The organism is Vibrio sp. J2-4 (genome assembly GCF_021728155.1).
Classification (GTDB): Bacteria; Pseudomonadota; Gammaproteobacteria; order Enterobacterales; family Vibrionaceae; genus Vibrio; species Vibrio diabolicus.
The window spans coordinates 516,051-542,542 of record NZ_JAKKCN010000004.1 but is presented as its reverse complement, the minus strand read 5'-3'; the positions used below and the strand labels follow the sequence as shown (position 1 = coordinate 542,542).

The following is a 26,492-nucleotide window of genomic DNA, read 5'->3' as shown; positions in this document are numbered from 1 at the left end:
TCTCGTGCTCAAAGAGTGTGAAATCTCATTTAGGTATAACAAGACTCAAGGACAGAGTAGCGCTCGTTGACTATATGGTCATCGCAGCATAGAGAAAGGGAACGGAGCTCCCCCAATCCATGTTGCTGGCTCGTCTGTACATTGAGTTGGCCTATCTACACAAAATAGACAGGCAATCACAGAGTCAAAACACAAAAGGAATTATTCATGTCTAATCCTCTTCTGACGTTTACGGACTTACCTCCGTTTTCTCAAATTAAACCAGAACACATCAAGCCTGCCGTTGAACAAGCGATTGCTGAATGCCGAGCGAAAATCGATGAAGTTCTAAAAGATAATGCTCACCCAACTTGGGACAGTGTGATTGCGCCAATTGAAGAAGCGGATGACCGCTTAAGCCGTATTTGGTCGCCAGTGGGTCACATGAACTCCGTGGTGAACAGCGAAGATCTGCGTGAAGCGTACGAAAGTTGTTTGCCAATTTTGTCAGAGTACGGCACTTGGGTTGGTCAGCACAAAGGCCTGTACGAAGCGTACAAAGCGATTAAAGCCAGTGATGCATTCGCAACGCTGATTCGCGCTCAACAAAAAACCATCACCGATGCGTTACGAGACTTTGAGCTATCGGGTATTGGTTTACCATCCGATGAGCAGCACCGTTACGGCGAAATCAGCAAGCGCATGTCTGAGCTCAGCTCTAAATTCTCTAACAATGTACTGGATGCCACCATGGGTTGGACCAAGCACATCACGGATGAGAAAGACCTTGCTGGCATGCCAGAATCGGCGCTGGCAGCAGCGAAAGCCGCGGCAGAAGCAAAAGAGTTAGATGGTTACCTCATTACGCTGGATATCCCATCTTACCTACCTGTCATGACGTACTGCGACAACCAAGAGTTGCGTAAAGAAGTGTACGAAGCGTATGTGACGCGCGCCTCTGATCGCGGTCCAAATGCTGGTAAGTGGGACAACTCAGAAATCATTACTGAGCAACTGAGACTGCGTCACGAAATTTCACGCATGTTGGGTTTCAATACTTACAGCGAGAAATCGTTAGCAACGAAAATGGCCGAAACGCCAGATCAAGTGTTGGGCTTCTTGAATGACCTAGCGACACGTGCGAAACCGCAAGGTGAACGTGAAGTCGAAGAGTTGCGTCAGTTTGCGAAAAGTGAGTTTGGCGTTGAAGAATTGAATGTGTGGGATATTGCTTACTACAGCGAGAAACAAAAGCAGCACTTGTTCCAAATCTCGGATGAAGAACTGCGCCCGTACTTCCCTGAGTCTAAGGTTGTCAGTGGTCTGTTTGAAGTGCTAAACCGCGTGTTTGGCATGACAGTTACTGAGCGCGAAGGCGTGGACACTTGGCACGAATCTGTGCGTTTCTTCGATATCTTTGACGCTGAAGGCGCACTGCGTGGCAGTTTCTACTTAGATCTCTACGCACGTGAGCACAAACGTGGCGGCGCGTGGATGGATGACTGTCGTGGTCGTCGTATTACGCTCTCTGGTGAACTGCAAACGCCGGTGGCTTACCTAACGTGTAACTTCAACCGTCCAGTGGGCGACAAGCCAGCACTGTTTACGCACGATGAAGTTGTGACACTTTTCCATGAATTTGGTCACGGCATCCACCACATGCTGACGCAAGTAGAAACTGGCGCGGTATCAGGCATTAATGGCGTACCTTGGGATGCGGTTGAATTGCCAAGTCAGTTCCTGGAAAACTGGTGTTGGGAAGAGGACGCACTGGCGTTCATTTCTGGTCACTATGAGACAGGCGAGCCGTTGCCAAAAGCGATGCTAGATAAGATGCTCGCGGCGAAGAACTTCCAGTCGGCGATGGGCATTTTGCGTCAGCTAGAATTCGGTTTGTTCGACTTTACTCTGCACACCGAATACGACCCAGAAGTGGGCGCGCGTGTGCTGGAAACGCTAGCGAAAGTGAAAGAGAAAGTCGCGGTGGTTCCAGCCGTTGAGTGGGCGCGCTTCTCGCACAGCTTTGGTCATATCTTCGCTGGTGGTTACAGCGCGGGCTACTACAGCTATCTGTGGGCTGAAGTGCTGTCGTCAGACGCTTATTCTCGCTTTGAAGAAGAAGGTATCTTCAACAAAGAAACGGGTCAAAGCTTCCTGAATAACATCCTAGAAATGGGTGGTAGCGAAGAACCAATGGAGCTGTTTAAGCGCTTCCGTGGTCGTGAACCACAAATTGATGCGCTATTGCGCCATTCTGGTATTGCTGCGTAAGCGCACGCTGTCTTTCCAAAAATACTAAGGCCAACCATTCGGTTGGCCTTTTTTTGTCCATTTTTTATAAAAAATTCACGGATTCACACTGCGGTTAATTGGGTTCTGCAGCGATATCAATGTCTCCGTAGACTGAACCTCATCAATGGCTTGCAGCTTATCAATCAGCACAAATTGCAGTTCTTCAATCGATTTGCACATCAATTTGACGAATATGTTATACGCGCCCGTGGTGTAGTAAGCTTCAACGACTTCGTCGAGCGCGTTGAGTTTTTCTAGCGCGGAATGGTAATCGCGAGCTGCGTTTAGGTTAATACCAATGAAGCAGCACACATCGTAGCCGAGCTTTTTGGTATTTACGATCACCTCCGTTCCTTCGATGATGTCAGCCGATTTCATCTTCTCAATACGCACATGGATAGTGGCAGGGCTGACATCGAACTGCTTTGCCATTTCTGCGTAGGGCGTTCTGGCGTCAGCCATCAGTGTTTTTAATATTGCGCGGTCAAGGTCGTCGAGTTTCGGCAGGCTCGCATTCATACTATTATTTCCGTTAGGGATAGAGTTTTACCTCCCTTTTATACTCATAGCGGATAGGATTCACAAGGTTTGGCAGGAGTAACTGCGGGTTAACTCCGAGCTATGGAGATAATGTGCAGCGTTTTCTGGTTATTGTCGCGCTATGTTGGAGCGCGTTTGCCGCGGCCTCAGATCCGAAAGTTTTGGTCGTGCACTCCTATCATCAAGGTTTTTTCTGGACGGATTCCATACAGCGAGGTATCGAGCAGCAATTGGGTGATCGATCGCTGGATATGCGCGTGCTCTATTTAGACTCGAAACGTAACCAGAGTGAGCAGTTTTTCGCTCAGCTTGAATCCTTATATCGTACGAAATTAAGCAAAGAACGATTCGATGCCATTTTAGTGAGCGACAACAACGCGCTTGAACTGATGCAGCGTTTGGCACCAATCATCAAAGACACCCCGGTTATATTTAACGGCATCAACAATTATCATCCTTCTTTGCACCAATCCCTGAACGCAACAGGAGTAACAGAAGATGTCGATTTGGAGGCAAATTTAGCCCTCATAGAGCGCCTACACCCTGATTACACTCAAATTCTTATTGTCAGTGACCATTCCGTAACGGGAGAGGTATTACGCTATCAAATCGACGATTTTGTACATGAACATCCGCAATATCGCGACAAAATCGTGCAAGTTATTCCCGATAGTATCATTGACTTAAAGCAACAAGTGGCGAAGCTGAATAAAGATAAAGTCGTCCTGTTTTGGACCTATTACCGAGATAAACAAGGTGTGGTTGGCAGTGAACGTGACTGGATTGGCGTCAACAGAGCCTCAAATGCGCCGCTGTTTATGGTGCACGACATTGGCTTAGGGCATGGTGCGGTTGGTGGCGTGATCCAAAGTGGTTATCGGCATGGCATTGAGAGCGCTGAGATACTTGAGTTTGTGTTGGATAACCCTGACCAAGCTCTGCCAGCCGTGAAGAAAAGTGATTCTGAAATCAAGCTCGATTATCAAGCTGTAGTGCGCTGGGGGCTGGGGGCTGAGCAAGAGGTCTCTGCGGTATTTTTTAATAAACCGATGAAGTTTTCTGAGCGTTTTGCCAAAGAAATTCGCTTGTTTGGTAGCCTGTTTGTGGTGATGTCGGTGGTCATTTTGTTGATGGGTTACTATTTACAGCGGATGCGTCGCAGCGAGAGTGCCGCGCGAGAAAGCCAAGCCATCTTAGAATCGATTTTTGATCAGAGCATGCAGTATATGGGCATTTTGGATGCCAACGGTGTACTTAAATCGGGCAACGATCACCTGCAATCTTTGCTGTATCACCAAGGGCTGCGTTTAGATCGACCACTTTGGTTTCATCCCAATTGGAGTGAGAAAGCGCAAGCGTTGCTTGAGGCGTATTTCCACGCGCCTCACCATCAAGTGTCGACGTTTGAGGCTGAAATTTGGAGTAAAGAGCACGGTACATTGGTGTTGGAAATTTCACTCAAGCCTTTTTCTCAGCAAGTAGGAAATCAAAAGCAATACTTGTTTGAAGCGCGCGATATCACTAGTCGTAAGTTGATGGAAGATAAGCTCTATCAACGCGAATCAACCCTGCGTAACTATTATGAGCAACAGCCCGTCATGATGGTGACACTCGACAGCAATAACCGCATTCAAGAAGTGAATCGATTTGCTCAGCTACTCCTCGGCTACAAACCGATGGACATGCTCGGACACCGCCTAAGGGAGTTTTATTTTGATGACAAGGTACTGTTTCCTCGCCAAGTGCTATTGCAACCCAATCAACAGGTGCATGGGGTCTGGCGACGTGAAGTCGAGTATCGCCATGCAAACGGTCATCGTGTTTGGGTACGCGAGAACATTCGTCCACTGAGTGAATCTGATCAGCTATTGATTGTGGGTGAAGATATTACAGAAACCAAACAGCTTTCCGAGAAATTGGAATATCAAGCGCGTTATGACTTACTGACAGGTACTTATAACCGAAACCACTTTGAACTAGAGCTCAAGACCGCACTGCGTGAGGTGGACAGCCATCGTCGCGTCCACGCCATGCTGTACCTCGACTTAGATCAGCTAAAAGTCCTCAATGATACGGTTGGGCATGATGCGGGTGACGCGGCGATTCAATTTTGCGCCAGCATGTTAGAGGAAGTGCTGCCATACAATTCCATCTTGGCTCGAATGGGAGGCGATGAGTTTGCGGTACTACTCAAAGATTGCGACGAATACGGCGCCATTAATATCGCCAAACTGATCATCTCGACGTTGAGTGAACATCTCTTTATTTGGGAAGATACACGCTTGTTCATCAGTTGTTCTATTGGTATTCGTATCATCGACCATACGGCAGAGACGCCGCAAATGGTGCACGCTCAAGCAGACTCTGCGTGTCATGCCGCCAAGGAGCAAGGCCGTAACCGCTACAATCTGTTCAGCTTAGATAACGAAGAGCTACAACGTCGCCAGATGGAAATGCAGAGCGTCAATTTGGTGCATGAGGCATTGTCGAATCAGCGTTTAGAGTTGTTTGCTCAACCGATCAAAAGCTTACAACAGCACGATGCTCAGATGTATTTTGAGATTTTAGTGCGCATTCGCAATGGATATGGTGATTATGTTTCTCCTGCATTGTTTATTCCTGCTTCCGAGCGCTACAACATTGCGCATTGGATTGATAAACAGGTCATTACTCAAACGCTAGAATGGTTTGAGCAACGCCCGGAGGTGGTTGAAAAACTCGGTCGTTGTTCGATAAACCTTTCAGGTCAATCTATGGGGAATCAAGAGTTTATCGATTTCTTATTGGAACGACTGGAACGTTCGTCTATGCCGTGTGAAAAAATCTGTCTAGAAATCACCGAGACAGCAGCGATGAGTAATCTTGAGCAAGCCATTGAGCTCTTCACCAAGCTCAAAGCGTTGGGTTGTATTATTGCATTGGATGATTTCGGCTCGGGCTTGTCTTCATTTGGTTACTTAAAGAAACTTCCCGTTGATATCGTGAAAATTGATGGCCTTTTCGTGCGAGATATCAACGTAAATGAAATGGACCGTGTGATGGTTCGCTCGATCAATGATCTGGCAAAACAGCTAGGCAAAGTGACGGTGGCGGAGTTTGTCGAAAACGAACAAGTCATGCAGCATTTGATCGATCTTGGTGTGGATTATGGCCAAGGCTACGGTATTGGGCATCCTCAACCGCTTTCTGAGTTAGTTGAGCGACTGACGGCTGAGTAGTCTGTCATATCAAGCTCAACCTAGCATTGAGAGGTAACTTAGGTATACACTCAGCGCCAGTTACCGCGATTTTTTATTGGAGCCTCCTTTTGCAACTGCAATTGATCTGTGAAGACCCGTCTCAACAATCTCATCTGGATGAACTGGCTGCGCGCTGGCAGCTTTCTCACACTGACGAGAGCGATTTTGCTTTGGTGCTGACCACCGAGCGTTTAGAGCTGCGTAAAGTGGATGAGCCAAAGTTGGGCGCTATTTTTGTCGATTTAATTGGTGGCGCAGTGGGACATCGCCGAAAATTTGGTGGTGGTAAGGGCCAAGCCATCGCAAAAGCCGCAGGTTTGAACAAAGGGGCAACGCCAACCGTTCTAGACGGCACTGCGGGGCTGGGACGTGACGCATTCGTTTTGGCTTCGCTCGGCTGTAAGGTACAGATGGTGGAGCGACACCCGGTAGTCGCAGCGTTGCTGGATGACGGCTTAGCGCGTGCGAAACAAGACCCTGAAATTGGAACTTGGGTATCAGAGCGTATGTCGCTGATCCATGCCTCCAGTCATGATGCATTGGAACAGCTGGCACAAGATGAAGACTTTGTTCAGCCAGATGTGGTGTATCTCGACCCTATGTATCCGCACCCAGAAAACAAGAAGAAATCGGCGCTCGTAAAAAAAGAGATGCGCGTTTTCCAATCGTTGGTTGGCGCCGATTTGGACGCCGATGGTTTGCTAGATCCTGCCATGGCGTTAGCCACAAAACGCGTGGTGGTGAAGCGCCCAGACTATGCAAACTGGCTGAACGAGCAAAAGCCGACTATGGCGATTGAAACCAAAAAAAATCGCTTTGATGTCTATGTTAAAGCCTCAATGGCATAACTTCCTGACCGCTCAACTTTTCTTGTCACAGTACGGTGTATCGTGCTGTGATAAAGCCTCTCTTTCTGAATCGTTACTGATAGTTTTCTCTTGCTAATTCTCCTCCCTGACTGTATATCTAACTAAGAATTATTATTATTTCACTTGTTGTGATGCGGTCGATAATTGGGAAGCTGGAGTAGTAGAATGGCTAAACGCTTATGTAAAATGAGTCGTAAACAGATCGCGGCGGAGCTTGGCGATATCCATCGTTTAGTTGTCGCACCAAAGTTTGTTTGTCGCTCTTGCGCACGTTCTTCAGCGGCCAAAGATACCCTGTGTAAGCCAGCCGCTATTCCGCCGCAAAAATGCCAAGACAAGCCATTGAACGAGCAACAATCATGTGGCTTATTGGCTGAAGCGCTGCCAGTACAACCGATTCCTATGACAACAAAACAAAGCAACGAAAAAGCCGCGATTGTGAAGCGTGTTGTTGAGCGCGTGAAAGAGAAAAAGCAAGCCGAAAAATCCCTGGAGCCAGTAAGAACCGACGCACCAGTATGGTTTGATTTAGCGGATAAAAAATCGCTTAAGAAAGCGAAAAAAGCACTGAAAAAGCATTATAAGCAGCAGAAGAAGTTGTTAAAAGTAGCGAAAAAACAACAAAAGTTACTTAAGCGTCAGCGCAAGCTTGAAGCGCGCAATGCCAAGCTAGAAGTGTTGTTGCCAACGTCGCCCAAGGCGTTGATGAGCGCAAGTTCGCAAATGAAAGTGCATTAATCTAATCCAAAAAAACGCTCTCCAGTTGGAGAGCGTTTTTTATTGTCGGTATGTGTGTTGGGAGCGGTCGCTTTACTTCTTGGCGTAGCTCATTTCGACGCGCTTTTTCACCCAGGTTTCGTTAATCCATAGCGATAGCATGATGATCGCACCGCCAATGGCGAGTCGCATGACGTCAACATCGCGGTTCCAAATCACAATGTTCACAATCAAACCCGCCGGAACTAATGCGTTGTTCATTACTGCCAGTGCTCCTGCGTTCACCATGGTTGCGCCTTTGTTCCACGCGAAGTAACCAAAACCGGAAGCAATTAAACCAAGGTACGTCAGAATGCCCCATTGCGTTGCGGTGGTGGGTAGTTTGTCGAGGTTGCCCATCAGAGCGAAAGCCACGGTTGCTACACAAAGCGCACCTAAGTAGAAGTAACCAAACACGGTGTGTTGTGGCAAATCAACCGGCTCACTTTCCATGATGTATTTGTAGCCTACCTGACCAATGGCAAAACAGAGGTTTGCTCCTTGTACGACCAAAAAGCCCAGCAGGAAGTCTTCATTAATGCCTGCAAACTTAATCCAGGCTGCGCCAAATACAGCAATCGCCGCGGTAACCAAATACCAAGGTGAAAAGCGACCTTTCAAGAAGTCATAGATCAGCGTGACGTAAATGGGTGTGAATACGGTGAACAGCAATACTTCTGGCACGGAAAGGAGCAAAAAAGATTGGTAGTAGAAGCAGTACATCAGACCAAGCTGAAAGCCACCGACCGTCATCAGTTTCGCGATTAAGGATTTGCTAACGCCGCGGAATTTTAAAAAGGGAATGAAAACCAGACTCGCCAGTGCCACGCGCATGAACACCGAGAACCAAGAATCAACCTGACCAGCGAGGTAAACGCCGATCAGGCTAAATGAGAATGCCCAAAGTAGGGTAACTGCGGATAGATAAGCCATGGATGAGAATCTTTATCAACAACAAATGTGCCCGCAGTCTAACCAAGTTTTAACGTCGCGCCAATCAGTCTTTTAGCGGTACGACCAGCATATCGACTGGAGAGCAGTTAATCAGTTGTCGAGTCGAAGACAGAATCTTGCTCCAGAAATCTTGGTGATGACCACAAACCACCAAATCGATACTGTAGTCTTGAATGGTATCGCACAGCTCATTACTCAAATCGCCACTACCGACCAACGTATGGGCTATTGGGTATTGCGCATATTCTGCGAAATTCGCCAATTGTGTGCGCGACGCTTCCATTGCTTGATGTTGCGCTTCTGCCATATTGATGTCGATAAGCCCGGTGTAGAGCTCTGCGTAGTTCACGTCGATGTGAATAAAAGAGACTTTCGCATCCAGAGGTTTAGCCAGTGATACGGCTTTTTTAATCAACACTTTACTGTCGTCTGACAGGTCGACTGCCACAAGTATGTGTTTGTAACTCATATTGCTATCTCCTTGTAAGGTCATAGTTTTAGATTAGCACTAACCCCCAAAAAAATTTGCTGAAGTGATCTCATATCAGTGTCGTAGGTACAAAGTCTTGTCTCAGTAATCATGTTATAGTGGCGTTATACCCAAGTGACTTTGAGATGCGGAGTTCAGCGCTCCGTTACTGACTATAGTTCAAGTAAAACCTTGCCTCTGATGTAGAGCAAGTCAATCTCGCGGCGTCGTTTATCTCGAGGTTACTTGGGTATATTGCATGCACATTAATAGGAGTTAACATGCTGTCTCAAACTATGGTCGAACAATTGAATGAGCAAATTAACCTAGAATTTTTCTCATCCAATCTATACTTACAAATGAGTGCTTGGTGTGAAGACAAAGGTTTTGAAGGTGCGGCTGAATTTTTACGCGCTCACGCCGTAGAAGAAATGGAGCACATGCAACGCCTATTCACCTACGTAAGTGAAACTGGCTCAATGCCAATTTTGGGCGCTATTGATGCACCAAAGCATGATTTTGCTAGCTTAGGTGATGTTTTCCGCGAGACCTTCGAACATGAGCAAATGATCACGGAAAAAATCAATAAATTGGCACATGTTGCATTTACTAGCCAAGACTACTCAACGTTTAACTTCCTACAGTGGTACGTGTCTGAACAGCACGAAGAAGAGAAGTTGTTTAAAGGGATTTTAGATAAGATCGAATTAGTAGGTGAAGATGGTAAAGCATTGTTCTTCATCGACAAAGATCTAGCACAAATGGCGAAAGAAGGTTCATCTTCAATCATGGATGCTCCAGCTGCGTAAACGCGTTTTTTGACGCTATAAGTAGCGGGTAAAGACGAAGCATTGATCGTCTTTTTCTCTTGAGCATTGTTGAAGATGTAGGGAGGAAAAGATGATCAGTGGAGACACAATCTTATTTGCGCTAATGGTGGTAACTGGAGTCAACATGATCCGGTATCTCACCGCTCTTCGTTCTCTAATTTACATCATGCGTGAAGCGCATCCGTTGTTATATCAGCAAGTTGATGGCAATGGCTTTTTTACCACCCATGGAAATGTCACCAAACAGGTGCGTTTGTTCCACTACATCAAAAGTAAAGAATATCACCATCACCACGATGAGATTTTTACTGGTAAGTGCGAAAGGGTGCGTGAGCTATTTGTTTTATCGACCGCTTTGCTCGGTGTTACCCTACTCGCGGCCTTCATTCTTTAAAGAATCAATAATCTAGCGAGTTAATCTCCTAGGATTGTACGGGTATGCATAGCGCTTACCGTTTAAGCGCTTTTCCCCTTCGAGATTTGTCGGTAGAATGTCGCGCCTAGAAAGCAAGGATGTGCAATGTGCACATCCTTTTTTATTTCGATTCGATCCCAATCAGTCTAAGAGCTACCGATGAGTAAGAAATTTGATGTTGTTGTAATTGGCGCAGGTGCAGCGGGTTTGATGTGTGCTGCAGAAGCCGGCAAGCGAGGCCGCCGTGTTTTGGTGCTCGATCATGCTAAAAAGCCAGGACGTAAAATCCTTATCTCAGGCGGTGGCCGTTGTAACTTCACTAATTACGACGTCTCAGCCAGCAACTACCTATGCCAAAACCCGCATTTCGTTAAGTCGGCGCTTTCTCAATACACCAACTGGGATTTTATCTCGATGGTGTGTAAGCATGGTATTGAATTTGAAGAGCGCGATCACGGTCAGCTGTTTTGTGTCGATGCGTTTACGGCGAAAGACATCGTGAAGATGCTGCTGGCTGAATGTGATATGCCGAATATCGAGCAGCGTTACCAATGCGATGTTCACTCAATTGAGAAAATCGATGAAGGCTTTCGTTTGCATGCTGGCACTGAGATTGTTGAGTGTGAGTCTTTAGTTATCGCAACAGGTGGCTTGTCGATGCCAAAACTGGGGGCGACACCATTTGGCTATAAAGTCGCGGAACAATTTGGTCTTCGAGTTATCCCAACTACGGCAGGGCTGGTGCCATTTACGTTGCATAAAGAAGACAAAGAAGATTTTGCTGAGTTATCTGGTATCGCGGTACCTGCGGAAATTACAGCTGAAGATGGCACCATGTTCAAAGAAGCCCTGTTGTTCACACATCGTGGTTTATCTGGCCCAGCCGTTTTACAGATTTCATCATTCTGGCGAGCGGGGCAAAAGGTGTCGATTAATCTGGTGCCAAACGATGATGTTGCCGAGTTATTAGAACGCAGCCGTGAAAAGCATCCGAATCAGTCGCTCAAAAATACGCTCGCTAAAGTGCTACCAAAGCGCTTGGTTGAAGTCTTGATTGAACGTAAAGAGCTGGTCGATAAACCGCTAAAGCAGTTCAATCAAAAGGAGCTTGCGGCGATTGTGGCGCGCTTAGAACATTGGGATATCGCCCCGAATGGCACTGAAGGCTACCGAACCGCGGAAGTGACACTAGGCGGTGTGGATACCGATCACTTATCTTCGAAAACCATGGAATGCAAAGACATCAAAGGGCTGTACTTCATTGGCGAAGTGATGGATGTGACTGGCTGGTTAGGGGGCTACAATTTTCAGTGGTGCTGGTCGAGCGGCTTTGTCGCGGGTCAGTGGGTGTAATCATGTGTAGAGACAATAAAGTTCGTCCGTAAGCATTAAAGCTTGCCCATAACAACATTTTTAAACAATAAAGTTTGCCCATAGTGGTGCGCATTACTATGCTCTATGCAGGTAAGCTGTATTGGATTGAGTATGGGACGTGGTCGAAAAATTGAGTCGTTGGATGATTATCAACGGCATCTAAAGAACAAATATGGAAAGGGTCAAGGTGCTAACTACAAACCTTGGCTTAGGATTCAGGATGTAAAATCTAAAGGTACACGCTCACTGATTTATGGTAGGAAGTCTCAAAGAGACCATCATATGATGTCTTCAATAGAGAGTGAGCATTTCCATCTTGCTGAGTTTTCCCATCAAGTCGTTGATATTAGAGAGCAGTTTCCCCTTTTTCCTCTAAACCTCACTCAGAAAATTGCTAAAACCCTTGGTGTTGAACATCCCAAGCACCCGAAAACGAAAGAACCAGTGATAATTACAACAGATCAGTTGCTCACGATAGACTCCCCAAAAGGTACTGTATATCACGCTGTTTCTGTTAAACCCGAAGATGACTCTAGTTATTTAAGGGTACTTGAAAAAATAGATATCGAACGTGTTTTCTGGGAGCTACTAGGGATCAAGTTCAGTTATTTTACTGGCAATGAATTAACAAGAGTCCAAAGCAGCAACCTCCACTGGGCTACCTCCCCTTTCCGTAAGAACCCTGTAAGCTTTTCGTCCGAGCAGGTTAATTATGCGCTCTCTATCTTAACCGCTCGGCAGTACTTCATTGAAGACCTTTGTAATCAACTAATCTCATTGAATGTTACTACTCATGAAGATGCTCTATTGTTAATTCGTTTTCTAATCGCTGATAGATATATCGATGTAGATCTTTCTACAAACATTGTTGAATCAGGGCTTATTGATATTACGTATGTCACTGAACAACAAGGGGGTATCTTATATGGAGCTTCCTAAAAACAGTGTTTGGAGAGTGAGTAATTCAAACTTGCTTGAAGACGGCCTCTATCGATTGTTGGATCTATTACATGATGTTGAGTCTGTCATTTTATTCTCGCTAGAGAATTCTTCTACAGTAGTTAGGCCTGTCGCAGTTTCCTTGGAAGGTTTCATTGAATCCATTTCTAGTAGTGAAACGAAAAAAGCACAATATAAATTGCCAGCTTATTTAATGGTCGATGAAGAAAAAATTTCAGAAGAGTATATAGCTCGCCGAGATAAAAATTATGATTTAATCGAAGGAGTAATATTCGATCAGAGCTTTGTTTTCGACTATGCGACCAAGAAGCGTTTTCCTCAGCTAAGCGAACATGCACGGAAGTTGGGAGCGGATCGCAAATCTTTAGCCAGATTGCTCACTCTATATTGGAGAAACGGTCAGAATAAGATGGCTCTATTACCGGCATTTGCGAATAGTGGTGGTTCTGGGAAAGAGCGAGCTCCAACAACGAAACCATTAGGTGCACCGAAACAACCTAGAACGATAGCTGTTGATAGAGCAGCGAAGTATATTGTTTGCAATGATGACAAGAAGAAATTCAAGAAAGCATTAAAGAAGTACTACCTTAAAGAATCTGGACTTACGTTGGCAAAAACTTATAAAAACCTGCTTAAAGATAGTTATTCAAAAGAAATCAGACACGCAGAGGCGATGGGTAGACCTCCTTTGGTACCAACAAAGAAGCAGTTCAGTTACTGGCGTACAAAGTTGTTTAGTAAAGAGCAGATAATCAAACAACGAACGTCAGAAAATGATTACCTCAGAAATAAAAGAGGAACCCTAGGCAGCATTACAGACCGAAGCTATTTGCCGGGCACTCACTTTGAAATAGATGCGACTGTTGCTGACGTGCATATCGTATCTGAACTTAAGCCAGAAGAGATCTTAGGGCGACCAACGATTTACATCGTAGCGGATAGAGCAAGTCGAATGATCGTTGGTATGCATGTATCTCTATATCATGCTTCATGGCGTGCAGCTCGACAGGCATTAACCAATGCTTTCTTGCCTAAATCTGATTACTGCAAGAGCTTTGGTATCGACGTAGAAGACTCAGAGTGGCCATGTGCTCACATCCCTAAAGAGTTGGTATGTGATAATGGTGAAATGATTGGAGTGCAACCCAAAAAAGCGCTGACGCCAATGACGCAATTATCATTTACTCCACCATATCGACCTGATTGCAAAGGGGTTGTGGAGAAACGGTTTGATATTATTAATAAAGAACTACTTCATGATCTGCTAGGCTCAACAAGAGGTGGGCCAGTTGTTAGAGGTAATGAAGACCCAAGAAAAGTGGCACTCTATACCCTAAAAGAAGTGACTGCCGAAATAATTAAAACAGTACTAGAGCATAACCGATCCATTTTCGATGACTTGGCTTTTTCCAGTCCTCTACTCATTGAGCATGATTTATCCCCAACGCCTCTCAACTACTGGAAAATACATCTTGCAAAACATAGACACGATCTTCAGTTTGCTAAAAGTGATGAAGTTATCGCTAGGTTGTTACCTTCAGCAGAAGTAAGTATGACTCGAAGTGGTATATATTTTAATGGTTTGTACTACTCATGTGCAGAGGTAGAAGAGCTAAGCCTCGCTTCTGTAGCCAGGTCTTCAGGTCGTTGGAGGCTTGAAGCTAGAATCGACGAAAATACAACCAATTACATCTATGTTCGTTTGGACAAAAATAGAGGTTTTGTTAGATGCGATCTTCTACCTCGCAGCAGGATGTTCAGCGATAAATCGATATTTGAGTCCAATTTCATCCAAGACTGGCTCGATTCCAAAAAGGAGCTAACACCAATTTCAGTAACTTCGATTGATGGCCATAAGCATCAACAGGATGTTACTCGACAAGCTAAACACAGAAATAAAGATGCGGGTAAACTTTCTTTAACGGATAGAACGAAAAACATCCGTCAGCGACGTAATGACGAGTTAGAAACGACAACAAACATGATTACACCAAAGTCAGTAGCTTCAGGTGGTAATGATACGACTGATACAACGCCCTTCAGCGATAAAGTAGTTCCATTACCAAAAGGCCGAAAAAGAAGAACGAGTAGAGGTGAGTCATGAGAATTGAGTCTGCAGTGTATCAAGATGCAATTCTTCCGGAGCATCAAGGCAATCCAATAATAGAAGCTCTTCCAGTTAAAAGAGCATGGATAAGTGTTATGGAGGAGTTTAGTAATTATCCTGATTATTCAGAAGAGATAGCTGACCATCCTGACCCATTAGTTCGTGATGAATATCTGAATCGCATTGAAGAGATTAGACAGCCTCTGACCGACTATGAATCATGTTTCCGAGCTGTGGAAAGAGCCATAAAAAAGGGCTACTCGGCCAAGAATCCACTGAGCCCTACGACTGCTCAATATTTACATTATTTGGTTGATGAAAGACCAGATATTGAACCGAGAACAGGGTACTTTCAACCTAAAGGGGATGGGCTGACTCTAATCGGAGAAAGTGGTGTTGGTAAAACCTCTATGGTTGAGCAAGTTCTAGGATATTTTCCAACTGTAATTGTGCACGAGTCTTATAAAGGCCAGCCGCTTGAGCTAAGAAAACAAGTAGTCTGGATAAAAGTGGACTGTCCTAGTAATTCTAGCGTTAGGGATTTATGTGAAGAGATACTCTCAACACTAGACTTAACCTTGGATAGGGAAAGAACAAAACCAGCAGGGACAATTGGAGAATTAATTCGGCAGTTAGAGCGGTCAATCAAATCAAGCTTTCTTGGCATGCTAGTTATTGATGAAATGCAAAATCTAAAGTTTAAAAGAACAGGTGGAGAGAACAATCTATTAAAATTTTTACATCGACTAATGAACAAGTTAGGTGTTCCGCTTTTCTTTGTCGCAAACCCTCCGTTTGACCAGTCTCTAATTAAAGAGCTCAAAGCTGCTCGTCGAGCTGAAAGCGGTTATCACCATATTATGTCTGTTTTACCAAGAGACAGCATTTCATGGAATGCGTTTATAGAGCAACTATGGCAGTACCAATGGACCAACGTTTATACAGAGCTAACGGAAGAGCTAAATGATGCTCTTCATTCTTTGTCTGTTGGTAATATAGATATGGCAAGTAGAACCTATAGAGAAGCCCAACGCTTGGTTATTGGCTCGGATGATGAACGTATTACACCAGCAACATTATCTGCCGGTAATGCAGTTGCTTGTGGTTTATCGAGGCAAACGGAAGAAGTGGATAGCTTAAAGGTAGCTCTTATTCCGTTACCCAAAGGCAAGCAACGTAACTCTCAGCGCAAAGATGAGCCAACGGTTAAGACTGTCGATAAAACTGGTGATATCACTAAGCCTCAGCACCCTGAATTTGCTTCTAAGCTTGTCGAACTAGTAGGAGCGGTAGACCTACTAGATAGAATTAAAGACCCTGATTTATTTCAACAAGCTGCTGGCTTGGAAGATCCTATGCTCTACTTAAGGTCTTGTAATGTTGTTCTGGATGACCCTCTTTCAGAGCTATCCTATAGTTAAGATATAGGCATTATCAATTAAGGAGACCCATCATGCAGCTGCCTAAAGCACTACCTGATGAGTCCTTACACAGTCGGATATGCCGTTGCTTATCAGTTTGTGAACATTCTACTGAGCAAGCTTTAGAGCTGCTTGTGGGTGATAAGAGAGCCGCTGTTCATCCGTACCTCACATCAAACTTACACTTTCTCGCTCAGTCAGCTGATGAATCATCAAAGACACTCTTATCGTCTCAAACACTGCGTCCATTGTTTTCCTATTATCTGCCACAATATCGAAACGTGATTGAAGATGTAGCTGCCAGCACAAATGAGGTTATAAGAGCGAGCCAGCTTTCAACCTTTCGTGAAAAAGAGTGTTTATCTATTAAATATTGCCCAGTGTGCGCAAAAAATGATTTGTATGAATATGGCGTTGCCTATTGGCACCTAAATCATCAGATTCCAGGCGTAGAGGCATGTTCAATACATAGAACGTGGCTAGTTCATCAAGAGTTGCCTGGTCGCAGTCATGTGTGTTGTCATTTCCTTCCTAGCCCAAAAAAGATACCTATACACTGCACTAGTGTCTCAACTGACTTCGCGTTTTTTGTTTCTCAGCGAGTTCAAGTTTTACAAGCAAATAATCATAAACAGGCCCACGCGGTATTGAGTAAGGATTACCAAAACCAGCTAGGCTTGAGTGGCTTTTTGACAGCAAGTGGCCGAGTGAGAAGAAAGAGCATCTTAGAGGGGCTGTATGAGTTATCCGAAGGCTTATTGCTTTCACCAACACTTTTGTCCGTCAGATCAAAGTCAGATTTCAGTTTTGTATCGACATTGCTCTCTGGTGAGTACTCTCAGCACCCATTTAAGCACTTACTTTTTGAGTTTTTCCTGTCTCGCTGCCAATCAATTAAGGGAGCGACAGACGAGAGTTTAAACACTCAGACTGCTATAAATAAAGAAGAACAATGTTGTGATTTACTGAAGTCGGGGCTATCAATGGTTGCTGTAAGTCGCGAGGTTGATAAGAGTCGTTGTTATGTTAAAAGTGTTGCTTTGAGGAATAGTATTCCGGTCAATCTGAAGCCAAGGAAAATTACGGAAAGCATAAAGGCATCGGTAGTACAACTGGCGCTAAAAGGCTTTCATAGAGACGTTATAGCAAAAGAGCATCATATCTCTTCTGGCAGTGTCGAGCAGATTATCTCGACGACAACTGGTCTTGTTGAATGGCGTAAGCAATGCAAAGTTGACTCTCTAAGGCGCAGATACCGTTGTCAGATAGTACGGTTTATTAACTTGAACCCTAATGTGAGTCGACAAGAGATAAAGAGAGCCCATGAAGCAGCTTATTACTGGCTATATAATCACGAATATACGTGGTTTGAAGCGGTGCTTCCAACTGCAAGTCAGACGCAGCATGTTGATAGAGTGGATTGGTATAAGCGAGATAATGAACTTGTAGACGTGATTCGTGACTTGCTGCTTTCCTCAAGTAATAAGCCATCCCGCACTGAATTAGATAAATCCTTGGGTGGACATGGTTGGCTCACATCCAAAATTACAAAACTGCCCAAGACAAGAGAACTCCTTCGCGAGAAAGGCCTGCTTCCCTCTGATTCATAGAATGCCATAGTTGTTGATAAAGCAATACTTCTTAACCTTTTAAGTTTGATAGAATATCACTCAGTTAATTTCATATTGAGTATGCGTAAATGTCAGATTTTAAGAAGATTGAGCAATTAGAAAAACAGCTTTGGAGCGCCGCCGATAGCTTGCGAGCAAATACAGGCTTAACAGCCCAAGAGTACTCTCGCCCAATCCTAGGTCTGATATTTTTGAGATATGCAGAATTTCGCTTTACTCAAGCTAAAGCCAATATTGAAAGTCAAGGTAACTCTCGCCGTCGTGGTAGTAGTGATATTAAATCGAAGATACAAGCTGAGGGTGCAATGTATGTACCTGATGATGCACTGTATTCAAACCTTTTAGCACTGCCTGAAGGCTCGAATATTGGTGTTAATGTCAATAATGCCATGAAGGCTCTTGAAGCCGAAAACGAGGCAATTAAAGATGCCTTACCGAAAACATACACTCGTTTTGATAACGATATCCTAAAAGGGTTGCTGAAAAATTTCTCCTCAATCGACTTCAGTATGGGGTCAGATGTCTTTGGTCGTATCTATGAATACTTCCTTAACGAATTCGCTAAAACAGAAGGTCAAGGCGGGGGGGAGTTCTTCACGCCTTCAGCATTGGTTCGCTTAATTACAGAGATTATTGAGCCCTACCATGGCAAGGTGTTTGATCCTGCTTGTGGTAGTGGTGGCATGTTTGTAAGTTCGGCTGACTTTGTAGCGAACCACAATAAGAATGCTTCAGATCAACTATCTATTTTTGGTCAAGAGAAAACAGGTGATACGGTTCGACTGTCGAAAATGAACTTGGCTGTTCATGGATTACAAGGTGATATTCGAGAAGGCAACTCTTACTACGAAAACCCATTTGATTTAGCGGAAGGCGAAGTTGTGGACGGTAAGCAACATGGTCAATTTGACTATGTAATGGCTAACCCTCCGTTTAACGTTAATGAAATTCAAAAAGATAGATTGGAAGACGACAAAAAGCGTTTTCCATTTGGAATGCCACGCAATGACAATGGCAACTACCTTTGGATTCAAATGTTTTATACAGCACTGAATCAAAAAGGTCGTGCGGGTTTTGTTATGGCAAACTCAGCCAGTGACGCTCGTGCTTCTGAGCAGGAAATCCGTCAGAAGCTGATTGAAGATGATGCAGTTGATGTCATGGTGGCAGTATCAAGCAACTTCTTCTATACCGTAACCTTGCCATGTGCGTTGTGGTTCCTAGACAAGAACAAAGCAACGCACAACAAAGACAAAGTGCTGTTTATCGACGCTCGTCATATCTTCCGTCAAGTTACACGAGCAGTGCGTGATTACACAAGTGAGCAACTTAACTTTATCGCCAATATTGTGCGTTTATACCGTGGTCAAGATATTGATAACACCTACCTTGAAACGCATCCAGACGCAGGAAACGATGGTAAATTCAAACTAGAAGACTTCTTTGCCAATGATAGTGGTGAACTTGCTTATCAAGATATTGCAGGCCTATGTAAAGTAGCGTCTAAAGCAGAAATTATTGAGCAGGGCTATAGCTTAAATCCTGGTCGCTATGTTGGGGTTGCAGAAGGTGAACAGGAACACGATGAAGACTTTGCCGCGAAGTTGGGAGCACTTCAAGAAGAGTTAGAAATATTGAATACAGAATCACATGAGCTGGAAAATTCAATATCTGAAAATATAGTAAGAGTTTTGGGAGCATTGTAATGACTGTTGCAACTAAGAAATTGCATGAACTTGCAGATGTATTCTCTGGCTATGCCTTCAAAAGTAAAGATCTAGGCGAAAGTGGTATTCCCGTAGTCAAAATTAAAAACGTAAATAATAAAATTGTATCTAAACAATGTGATCAATTCTTGCCTGATGACTTGGTTACCGAAAGGCTGAAAAAGTATCTATTACAACAAAGCGATATTTTAGTTGCTATGACAGGACAAGGCAGCTTGGGTCGAATAGGTAAAATGACAAATCAACAAGGACAATACATTGTAAATCAGCGTGTTGGCATTGTACGTCCCAAGTGTGAGGATGACTCTATTGCTGACTATCTTTTTGGTGTACTTGCATTAGATGAATTTGAGCAACGGCTATACTCTCTTGGCGCTGGTGCTGGTCAACCAAATGTTAGTGCAATTGATATTGGCAATCTTGATATCCCGTACCCCAGTAAATCATCTAGGGATTTTATCGCCAAAGCTAGAGCAAATTACGACAACCTAATCGAAAACAACAACCGGCGGATCGCTATCTTAGAAGACATGGCGCAATCACTTTATCGCGAGTGGTTTGTTAAGTTTCGCTATCTAGGCTATCAAGATAACCTTGATGCCGACGGCAGTCCAAAACTCGTCGACTCGCCACTAGGTCAAATTCCTGAGGGGTGGGAGGTTAAGCGTTTGGATGACTTTGTAACTCTTCAACGTGGTTTTGATCTTCCGAAGAAAAAACGTAATGAGAAAGGTTGCGTTCCAATCTATGCAGCTTCTGGTATCAACGGATATCACGACCAAGTAAAAGCTAAAGGTCCAGGTATAGTGACTGGACGCTCAGGAACCCTTGGTATTGTTAACTTGGTACTTGAAGATCACTGGCCATTAAACACATCTCTATGGGTTAAAGAGTTTAAAGGGTGTACTGCGTTTTACGCATACTATTTATTGGACTCTATTGGTCTAGAACGTTTTAACTCTGGCGCATCAGTACCGACCTTAAATCGAAATGATGTTCATGGTAACCCTGTTATCGCTCCTCCTAAAGAGCTTATCGAAAAGTTTGAAAATATTGTTTGTGTTAATCATAAACAAATTAACGTACTCAAACGCAAGAATGAAAACCTTAAAAAACAGCGTGATATGTTACTGCCTAAGCTGATCTCAGGGGAAATTGAGCTATGAAAATTTTCTATCATGGACAAGGCGGGTGTAATAATCATACGCCATCAGGTCTTGATACAGAGCCTAACCTTTTAGCTCTAAGTGGTAACAATTGGGATGACTATGGTACAAAAACAACACTGAATGCCAGCCTTTATTTTGAAGGTCAAAGGTTGGATTTTGATTTTCATATAAAAGTATTGATCGAAGGCAGTGATTATACAGCCGCTACTCTGAATGAAATGAAAGCTAATGGTGGCTGGGATGGTTTTTTCCCCATTCCAAGTTGCAACTATATTTCGTTACCTTCTGATATTGAGTTCTATTCAATAATCGAATCAAAACTTGGTCTTGAAAATGCTAGAAGATTTCTGGAAGTCCTAAATGATGCTGGATTACAGAAGAATGTCATAAAGGACGATACTTTTACTGACCTCTTGATGAGTCCTGATTTTTCAGCTTCTCTATTAAGAGAAAGTGGAGCGACTAAATCGTTTGAGGATGGTTGGCGTATCTTTGATGGAACGTCTATTGAAATCAAAGATTTTAAGTTAAACCTTTTAACGAAAGATCAGAGGGTTAGACATGTACCGTTCAAGTTTGAGTCTCCTTTGCTGCCTTATGATATTAATGTTCTTATTGGCCCTAATGGAATAGGAAAGTCTTATAGTATTAAGTCTCTTGTTGAGTACTGGCTAAAAACAGGTATTGGCGATCTTAAATTGCTTGAAGAGTCAGGTCACCAGCCTTTTGATAAAATGCCTAACTTTAGAAACTTGATCTTAGTCTCTTATAGTCCGTTTGAAGAGTTTGAGTTAGATTTGGAACAACACCGCTTACAGGATAAGCAAGCGTACACATATTTTGGTTTCCGCCATAAGAAACCAGATGGCTCAATAGGTATTAATCGTAACTTGCCTGCATATCATTCTGCTTTGTCTATTATCAAAGCAATATATGATGATGCAAGACTTAACTTTATAGCAAGTCGGGTTCAAAAGTTCCCAAAGCTCAACGAAGCGCTAAGCAGTGCTTTCGCGTTTGAGCACTTAGCCATAGAAGTAAAAGACCCATCAAAATTGGGCTTTCTCTCGCTCGGTCTGAGAACAATTAATGATAAGCAGTATCTACTACTCGATTCATATATTCCCCAATTCATTGAGCAAGGTGTGTTGACGACTGCATGCGATTTGGAGAAAGGTGTTATTTTCCTTAAGGATGAAGCTTTATGTACATTAAGCTCCGGTCAAAGACTTTTCACTTACATAGCGATTAATGTTGTTGGTGAACTGAAAGAAAATAGCTTGGTGGTTATTGATGAGCCGGAGCTGTTTTTGCACCCAACCTTAGAGATTGAGTTTGTGTCTCTATTAAAAACGGTTTTAGAGCCGTTTAAATCAAAAGCTATTCTTGCTACTCACTCTTTAGCCGTTGTAAGAGAAGTGCCTTCAAAATGCGTTCATATTTTTAGAGATCAAGGGCACGGCTTAGATGTTGTTTCTCCACCATTCGAAACGTTTGGTGGTGATATGCAAAGGATTTCAACTTATGTATTTGGGGAAAACTCTGTAAGTAAGCCTTTCGAAGAACGACTTGAAGAGTTAGTAGTTGAGCATGGTAGTAGGGAGTTGATCAGAGAGCTTCGTCGAGAAGTTAATGAAGAAATGATCATGAAAATAATGGAATTAGGGCATAAATATGGTTGCTAAGCTAGATATGCCAATTGAGTGTTCACTATCTATTTTGAACTCTGTAATAGATGAACGAAGTAAGTACCCTCCACTAAAAGATTTTTATGATGATGTAAGACCTCAATTAACTGATCAGTTTAGGTTGTATCTTAGCATGAAGGGCAACCCCGAGTTTATTAAGCCTTTTGAACTTCAAAAAGTTACCAATAACCCAAAAGAGAGAAAGCAGACTCTTATCAATTTATACTCGCCAAAACCACATCAGTTGCCCTATGAAATATTGCAGGATATGAGAAGGGATCATGGCCTTCTATGTTGCCCAAGTTGTGGAGAAGAAGGGGCTCCTGGAACTCTTGACCATTATCTTCCCAAAGATATCTTTCCGGAGTATTCAGTTTGCTTAGCTAACTTGACGCCTATGTGTAATCGATGTCAGGAAGTGAAAAATACGAAGTATTTAACTGCCGCTAATCGAAAGGCGTATATTCATCCTTATTTTGACAACATAGATGAAAGTTATTTTCATGTTGAAATTCGCCCACCCTTCAACTCACCAACATTTGAAGTAAAGATTGTTCGTGGTGAACTAAGTGTAGTTAAGTTACTAATTAGGCATGTTATTGGGGTGGACTTTCAAGAAAGGTTGAAGTCTTTTTGTAGGTCTAAACACATGCATTTATTGAAATTAATGGCTAAAAGAAGAAAGCGTAGCAATCCTTCTTCGGTAGAGGATTTGATTGAAATGTATCTAGAGCCAGAATTAGAGAAGTCAATAAACTCTTGGCCTGCTATTTACTACAAATCAGTATTGGCTACCCCTGAACTATTAAAATATTTGGACAACGGACCGTTACCAGATAAATTAGGTTGAAAATGACATACACAGAAGATGGATTAGTTGAGCAGCCAGCTATTGCGCTATTTGATAGCCTTGATTGGCATACAGAAACTTGCTGGGATGAGGTTTTTGGCAGTGATGCCGAAGGTGATCTCGCGTTTGGACGTGAAACTCGTAATGATGTTGTTTTAGCTGGCCGTCTTCGTAAAGCTTTGCTGAAGTTAAATGAAGGTATTCCATCTCTAATATTGCAGGAAGCAATGGATGAAATGTGTCGTGACCGCTCCTCTATGAGCGATATCGCTGCAAATGAAGCAATATATCTTTTGCTGAAAGATGGCTATACCTATACGTCTACTTCTGATGATGAAGAAGATTTTGTTGTCCGTTACATTGATTGGGAAACAATAGACAATAATGACTTTTTGCTTTGCAGCCAAATGTCAATTTCCGGAGAGATCGAAACTCGACGCCCAGACTTATTAGGCTTTGTAAACGGCTTACCTTTGTTGTTTATTGAGCTTAAAACGAGCCATAAGAACCTCTTTAATGCCTACAAAAGTAATCTAAAAGACTACCGCAATACTATTCCTCGACTGTTCCACTACAACCAAATAATTGTCCTTTCAAACGGTATTCAATCGCGAGTGGGGTCTATCTCTAGCCAATGGGAACACTTTGCAGAATGGAAGAAAGTTGAGAGTGAAAAAGAGCCTCGCCGCGTAAGTCTCGAAGTTGTTATCAGAGGTGTGTGTGATCGCATTCGCTTCTTAGATATTATTGAAAACTACATATTGTTTGTGAAGAAAAAGCAGACATTAAAAATCGTTGCTAAATACCATCAGTACCTTGGGGTAAACCAAGCCTTAGAAGGGCTTACCAATGTAAAAGAGCGTTCAGGTCAGTTGGGTGTTTTTTGGCATACACAAGGTAGTGGTAAAAGCTTCTCAATGGTTTTCTTCTGTAAAAAAGCATTCCGAAAATACACCGGAAACTGGACATTTGTACTTATCACAGATCGTACAGACTTAGATGACCAAATATATAAAACTTTCCACTCTTCTGGGGCGTTAACTGAGAACTGCCAAGCTGAATCGGGTGCTGAGCTAAAAGCACTGCTCGCAGAAGACCACCGTTTCGTTTTCACATTGATTCAAAAATTCAAAGGGGATGAAAAAGGAAATTACCCTCTTTTGTCTGAACGTGATGACATCATTGTAATCACCGATGAAGCGCACAGAAGTCAATATGACTCTTTAGCGATGAACATGCGTAGTTCCATGCCAAATGCTTCCTATATGGCTTTTACGGGTACTCCTTTGCTATCTGACCAGATGTCAGAAGAAGGAAGCAACGAGAGCGGAAAAACCCAAGAGATATTTGGTGACTACATCAGTATCTATAACTTTGCAGATGCTGTTGATGATGGTGCAACACTGCCATTGTACTACGAAAACAGAGTTCCTGAAGTCAACTTATCCCGTGACGATGTTGGTGATGAAATTGCAGATATTATTGAACAAGCAGATCTGACTGATGAGCAAGAAGAAAAGCTAGAGCGAGAATTTAGTAAGTCTTATCACATCATCACCCGTGGCGATCGCTTGGAAACAATAGCCAAAGATATAGTCGAGCACTATATCAATAGAGCTCCTTTCCAAGGAGGTCTGTTGGGCAAAGCAATGGTTGTTTCAATTGATAAAGCTACTGCAATTAAAATGTACGATAAAGTATCAGATGCGTGGCAAGTTAAGCTAAAAAGCCTAAGGTCTCAGGCTAAGTTTGCGAAAGGTAGTCGACTTGCGAAACTAGAGTTTCAAATTGAGCACATGGAGTCGACAGACATGGCAGTGGTTGTGTCTGGTGAACAGAATGATGAAGAACGTTTGGCTAAGAAAGGTCTCGACTATAAAACACACAGAGAACGTATGGTCAAAGAGGATATTGATGAAAAATTCAAAGATCCAGATGACAACCTTCGTATCGTATTCGTTTGTGCGATGTGGCTTACTGGCTTTGATGCACCATCAGTTTCGACCCTCTATTTAGACAAGCCACTTAAGAACCACACTTTGATGCAGACGATTGCTCGTGCGAACCGAGTATTCCCTGGCAAGAGTGCGGGTCAGGTCGTCGATTATATTAATATCTTTAGTGCATTACAGATTGCTCTTGGCCTCTATGGTGGAGGGCAAGTCGCAGAACCAGGTGCGGGTTATGGTGTTGATAGCCCTGCCAGAGATAAGCGAGAACTAGTTGCAGCATTAGCCATTGCGATTGGTGAGCTAAAGGCTTTCTTATCAAAGCACGATGTTGACATCGATGCAGTTATATCAGCCCCAGCCGAAGGATTTACAAAGCTGAAAATGCTTGATGATGCGAGTGAAATACTGCTTGCTCCAGACCTCAAAGGTGAGTTCACCGCCTTTGTTCGCCAAATAAATCGGATCTTCAAAGCCGTTCTTCCCGATGATGATGCAAATGAATACGTACCTCATCGCATTGCTATCAATGTGATTTATGCTCAGATGCGCCAGAAATCAGGTGTTTCAATTGATGATGAAGATGTGCTGGATGTGGTGCGCCATCAAGTTAATGAACTGCTTGATGAGTCTATTACGACTATCCAGATAAAGAGCAATCTCCCAGAGCCAATCAATATCGCGGGTATCGATTTTGATGCTCTGGCTGAAATGGTAACGAAGGTTAAAAAGCCTCAGAAGTCGGATGCCGAACGCTTAAGAAATATCATTGAACGAAAGCTGCAACCAATGATGCTGAAAAATAAGTCACGTCAGGACTTACAGCAAAAATTCCAAGATCTCATTGATGAATATAACCTTGGCGCTTATACCGCAGAGGAGTTCTTCCAACGGCTTTCTGGATTCTTACATGACCTTGACCACGAAGAGAAAAGAACGGTTAGAGAAGGGCTTAGTGAAGAAGAGTTAGCTGTCTTTGATTTGATGACTCAGGAATTACCGCTCAATGAAAAAGAGCGAAACGAGGTTAAACGTATAGCAAAAGACTTGATTGATAACATGAAGGAGTTGCTGGTTATCGACTGGCGTAAGAAGCAGAGAACCAAAGCTCGTGTTCGCAGTTATATTGAAGATGTTTTAGATCGTCTACCGGAATCATACGATGATGAACTATGGCCAAAGACTTGTTCTGAAGTTTATATGCATGTTTATGAGAAGTATCCTGGGCAAGGGCAGAGTGTTTACTGAGTAAGATAACTCAACGGTGTTATGA

At 43.4% G+C, this 26,492-nt stretch carries 19 protein-coding genes; 16 read left to right on the top strand and 3 right to left on the bottom strand.

Annotated features, from left to right (window positions below):
- Window positions 1-207 precede the first annotated feature (207 nt).
- A complete protein-coding gene (gene prlC, locus L3V32_RS17055; protein WP_237284768.1) occupies window positions 208-2,250 on the top strand; it encodes an oligopeptidase A in 2,043 nt (680 codons plus the stop codon).
- A gap of 75 nt (window positions 2,251-2,325) precedes the next feature.
- On the opposite strand, the gene asnC is transcribed toward prlC, so the two are convergent.
- Window positions 2,326-2,790, bottom strand: coding sequence for a transcriptional regulator AsnC (gene asnC, locus L3V32_RS17050; RefSeq protein ID WP_005394393.1), 465 nt, complete (start codon window positions 2,788-2,790; stop codon window positions 2,326-2,328).
- A gap of 113 nt (window positions 2,791-2,903) precedes the next feature.
- On the opposite strand from asnC, the gene L3V32_RS17045 reads away from it, so the two are divergent.
- From L3V32_RS17045 to L3V32_RS17035, 3 genes are all read left to right on the top strand, one after another.
- A complete protein-coding gene (locus L3V32_RS17045; protein WP_237284767.1) occupies window positions 2,904-6,029 on the top strand; it encodes an EAL domain-containing protein in 3,126 nt (1,041 codons plus the stop codon).
- Between the two features lie 89 nt (window positions 6,030-6,118).
- Window positions 6,119-6,898 carry a class I SAM-dependent methyltransferase gene (locus tag L3V32_RS17040; protein ID WP_237284766.1) on the top strand — a complete coding sequence of 260 codons (780 nt, stop codon included), beginning with the start codon at window positions 6,119-6,121 and terminating at the stop codon, window positions 6,896-6,898.
- Between the two features lie 186 nt (window positions 6,899-7,084).
- Window positions 7,085-7,657 (top strand): hypothetical protein, encoded by a 573-nt coding sequence (locus L3V32_RS17035; protein WP_237284765.1) that lies wholly within the window; start codon window positions 7,085-7,087, stop codon window positions 7,655-7,657.
- A gap of 72 nt (window positions 7,658-7,729) precedes the next feature.
- Here the strand turns inward: L3V32_RS17035 and L3V32_RS17030 are convergent, their stop codons facing one another.
- Both L3V32_RS17030 and uspA read right to left on the bottom strand, forming a co-directional pair.
- The gene (locus L3V32_RS17030; protein ID WP_006741764.1) at window positions 7,730-8,608 is read right to left on the bottom strand and encodes a carboxylate/amino acid/amine transporter; all 879 of its coding nucleotides are present in this window, start codon (window positions 8,606-8,608) and stop codon (window positions 7,730-7,732) included.
- A gap of 64 nt (window positions 8,609-8,672) precedes the next feature.
- A complete protein-coding gene (gene uspA / locus L3V32_RS17025) occupies window positions 8,673-9,098 on the bottom strand; it encodes a universal stress protein UspA (protein WP_005379165.1) in 426 nt (141 codons plus the stop codon).
- Window positions 9,099-9,379: 281 nt separating this feature from the next.
- Here uspA and ftnA point away from each other — a divergent pair, with 281 nt between their 5' ends.
- The 12 genes from ftnA to L3V32_RS16965 all read left to right on the top strand — a co-directional run bounded on the left by ftnA (window position 9,380) and on the right by L3V32_RS16965 (window position 26,467).
- Window positions 9,380-9,907, top strand: coding sequence for a non-heme ferritin (gene ftnA, locus L3V32_RS17020; RefSeq protein ID WP_005379167.1), 528 nt, complete (start codon window positions 9,380-9,382; stop codon window positions 9,905-9,907).
- 91 nt (window positions 9,908-9,998) lie between these two features.
- Complete coding sequence (uspB, locus tag L3V32_RS17015) at window positions 9,999-10,322, top strand: universal stress protein UspB (RefSeq protein WP_005394407.1); 324 nt, start codon at window positions 9,999-10,001, stop codon at window positions 10,320-10,322.
- Window positions 10,323-10,502: 180 nt separating this feature from the next.
- On the top strand, window positions 10,503-11,696 hold the full coding sequence (locus L3V32_RS17010; RefSeq protein WP_006741765.1) for an NAD(P)/FAD-dependent oxidoreductase: 1,194 nt from the start codon (window positions 10,503-10,505) through the stop codon (window positions 11,694-11,696).
- Between the two features lie 132 nt (window positions 11,697-11,828).
- Window positions 11,829-12,656, top strand: coding sequence for a TnsA endonuclease N-terminal domain-containing protein (locus L3V32_RS17005; RefSeq protein ID WP_237284764.1), 828 nt, complete (start codon window positions 11,829-11,831; stop codon window positions 12,654-12,656).
- Window positions 12,643-14,781, top strand: a complete 2,139-nt coding sequence (locus L3V32_RS17000; protein ID WP_237284763.1) for a transposase — start codon at window positions 12,643-12,645, stop codon at window positions 14,779-14,781. Before L3V32_RS17005 ends, L3V32_RS17000 begins: the two co-directional genes overlap by 14 nt.
- Entirely contained in the window at window positions 14,778-16,205 is a 1,428-nt protein-coding gene (locus L3V32_RS16995; RefSeq protein WP_237284762.1) for an ATP-binding protein, read from the top strand. The genes L3V32_RS17000 and L3V32_RS16995 overlap by 4 nt, the downstream gene beginning before the upstream one ends.
- A 32-nt stretch (window positions 16,206-16,237) precedes the next feature.
- On the top strand, window positions 16,238-17,815 hold the full coding sequence (locus L3V32_RS16990) for a TnsD family Tn7-like transposition protein (protein WP_237284761.1): 1,578 nt from the start codon (window positions 16,238-16,240) through the stop codon (window positions 17,813-17,815).
- Window positions 17,816-17,904: 89 nt separating this feature from the next.
- Complete coding sequence (locus L3V32_RS16985) at window positions 17,905-19,542, top strand: class I SAM-dependent DNA methyltransferase (protein ID WP_237284760.1); 1,638 nt, start codon at window positions 17,905-17,907, stop codon at window positions 19,540-19,542.
- Window positions 19,542-20,729: a restriction endonuclease subunit S gene (locus L3V32_RS16980; RefSeq protein WP_237284759.1), complete on the top strand. Its 1,188-nt coding sequence runs from the start codon at window positions 19,542-19,544 to the stop codon at window positions 20,727-20,729. The genes L3V32_RS16985 and L3V32_RS16980 overlap by 1 nt, the downstream gene beginning before the upstream one ends.
- On the top strand, window positions 20,726-22,417 hold the full coding sequence (locus L3V32_RS16975) for an AAA family ATPase (RefSeq protein ID WP_237284758.1): 1,692 nt from the start codon (window positions 20,726-20,728) through the stop codon (window positions 22,415-22,417). The genes L3V32_RS16980 and L3V32_RS16975 overlap by 4 nt, the downstream gene beginning before the upstream one ends.
- Complete coding sequence (locus tag L3V32_RS16970; protein ID WP_237284757.1) at window positions 22,407-23,270, top strand: hypothetical protein; 864 nt, start codon at window positions 22,407-22,409, stop codon at window positions 23,268-23,270. The genes L3V32_RS16975 and L3V32_RS16970 overlap by 11 nt, the downstream gene beginning before the upstream one ends.
- A gap of 2 nt (window positions 23,271-23,272) precedes the next feature.
- Window positions 23,273-26,467 carry a type I restriction endonuclease subunit R gene (locus L3V32_RS16965; RefSeq protein WP_237284756.1) on the top strand — a complete coding sequence of 1,065 codons (3,195 nt, stop codon included), beginning with the start codon at window positions 23,273-23,275 and terminating at the stop codon, window positions 26,465-26,467.
- Window positions 26,468-26,492: the final 25 nt, after the last annotated feature.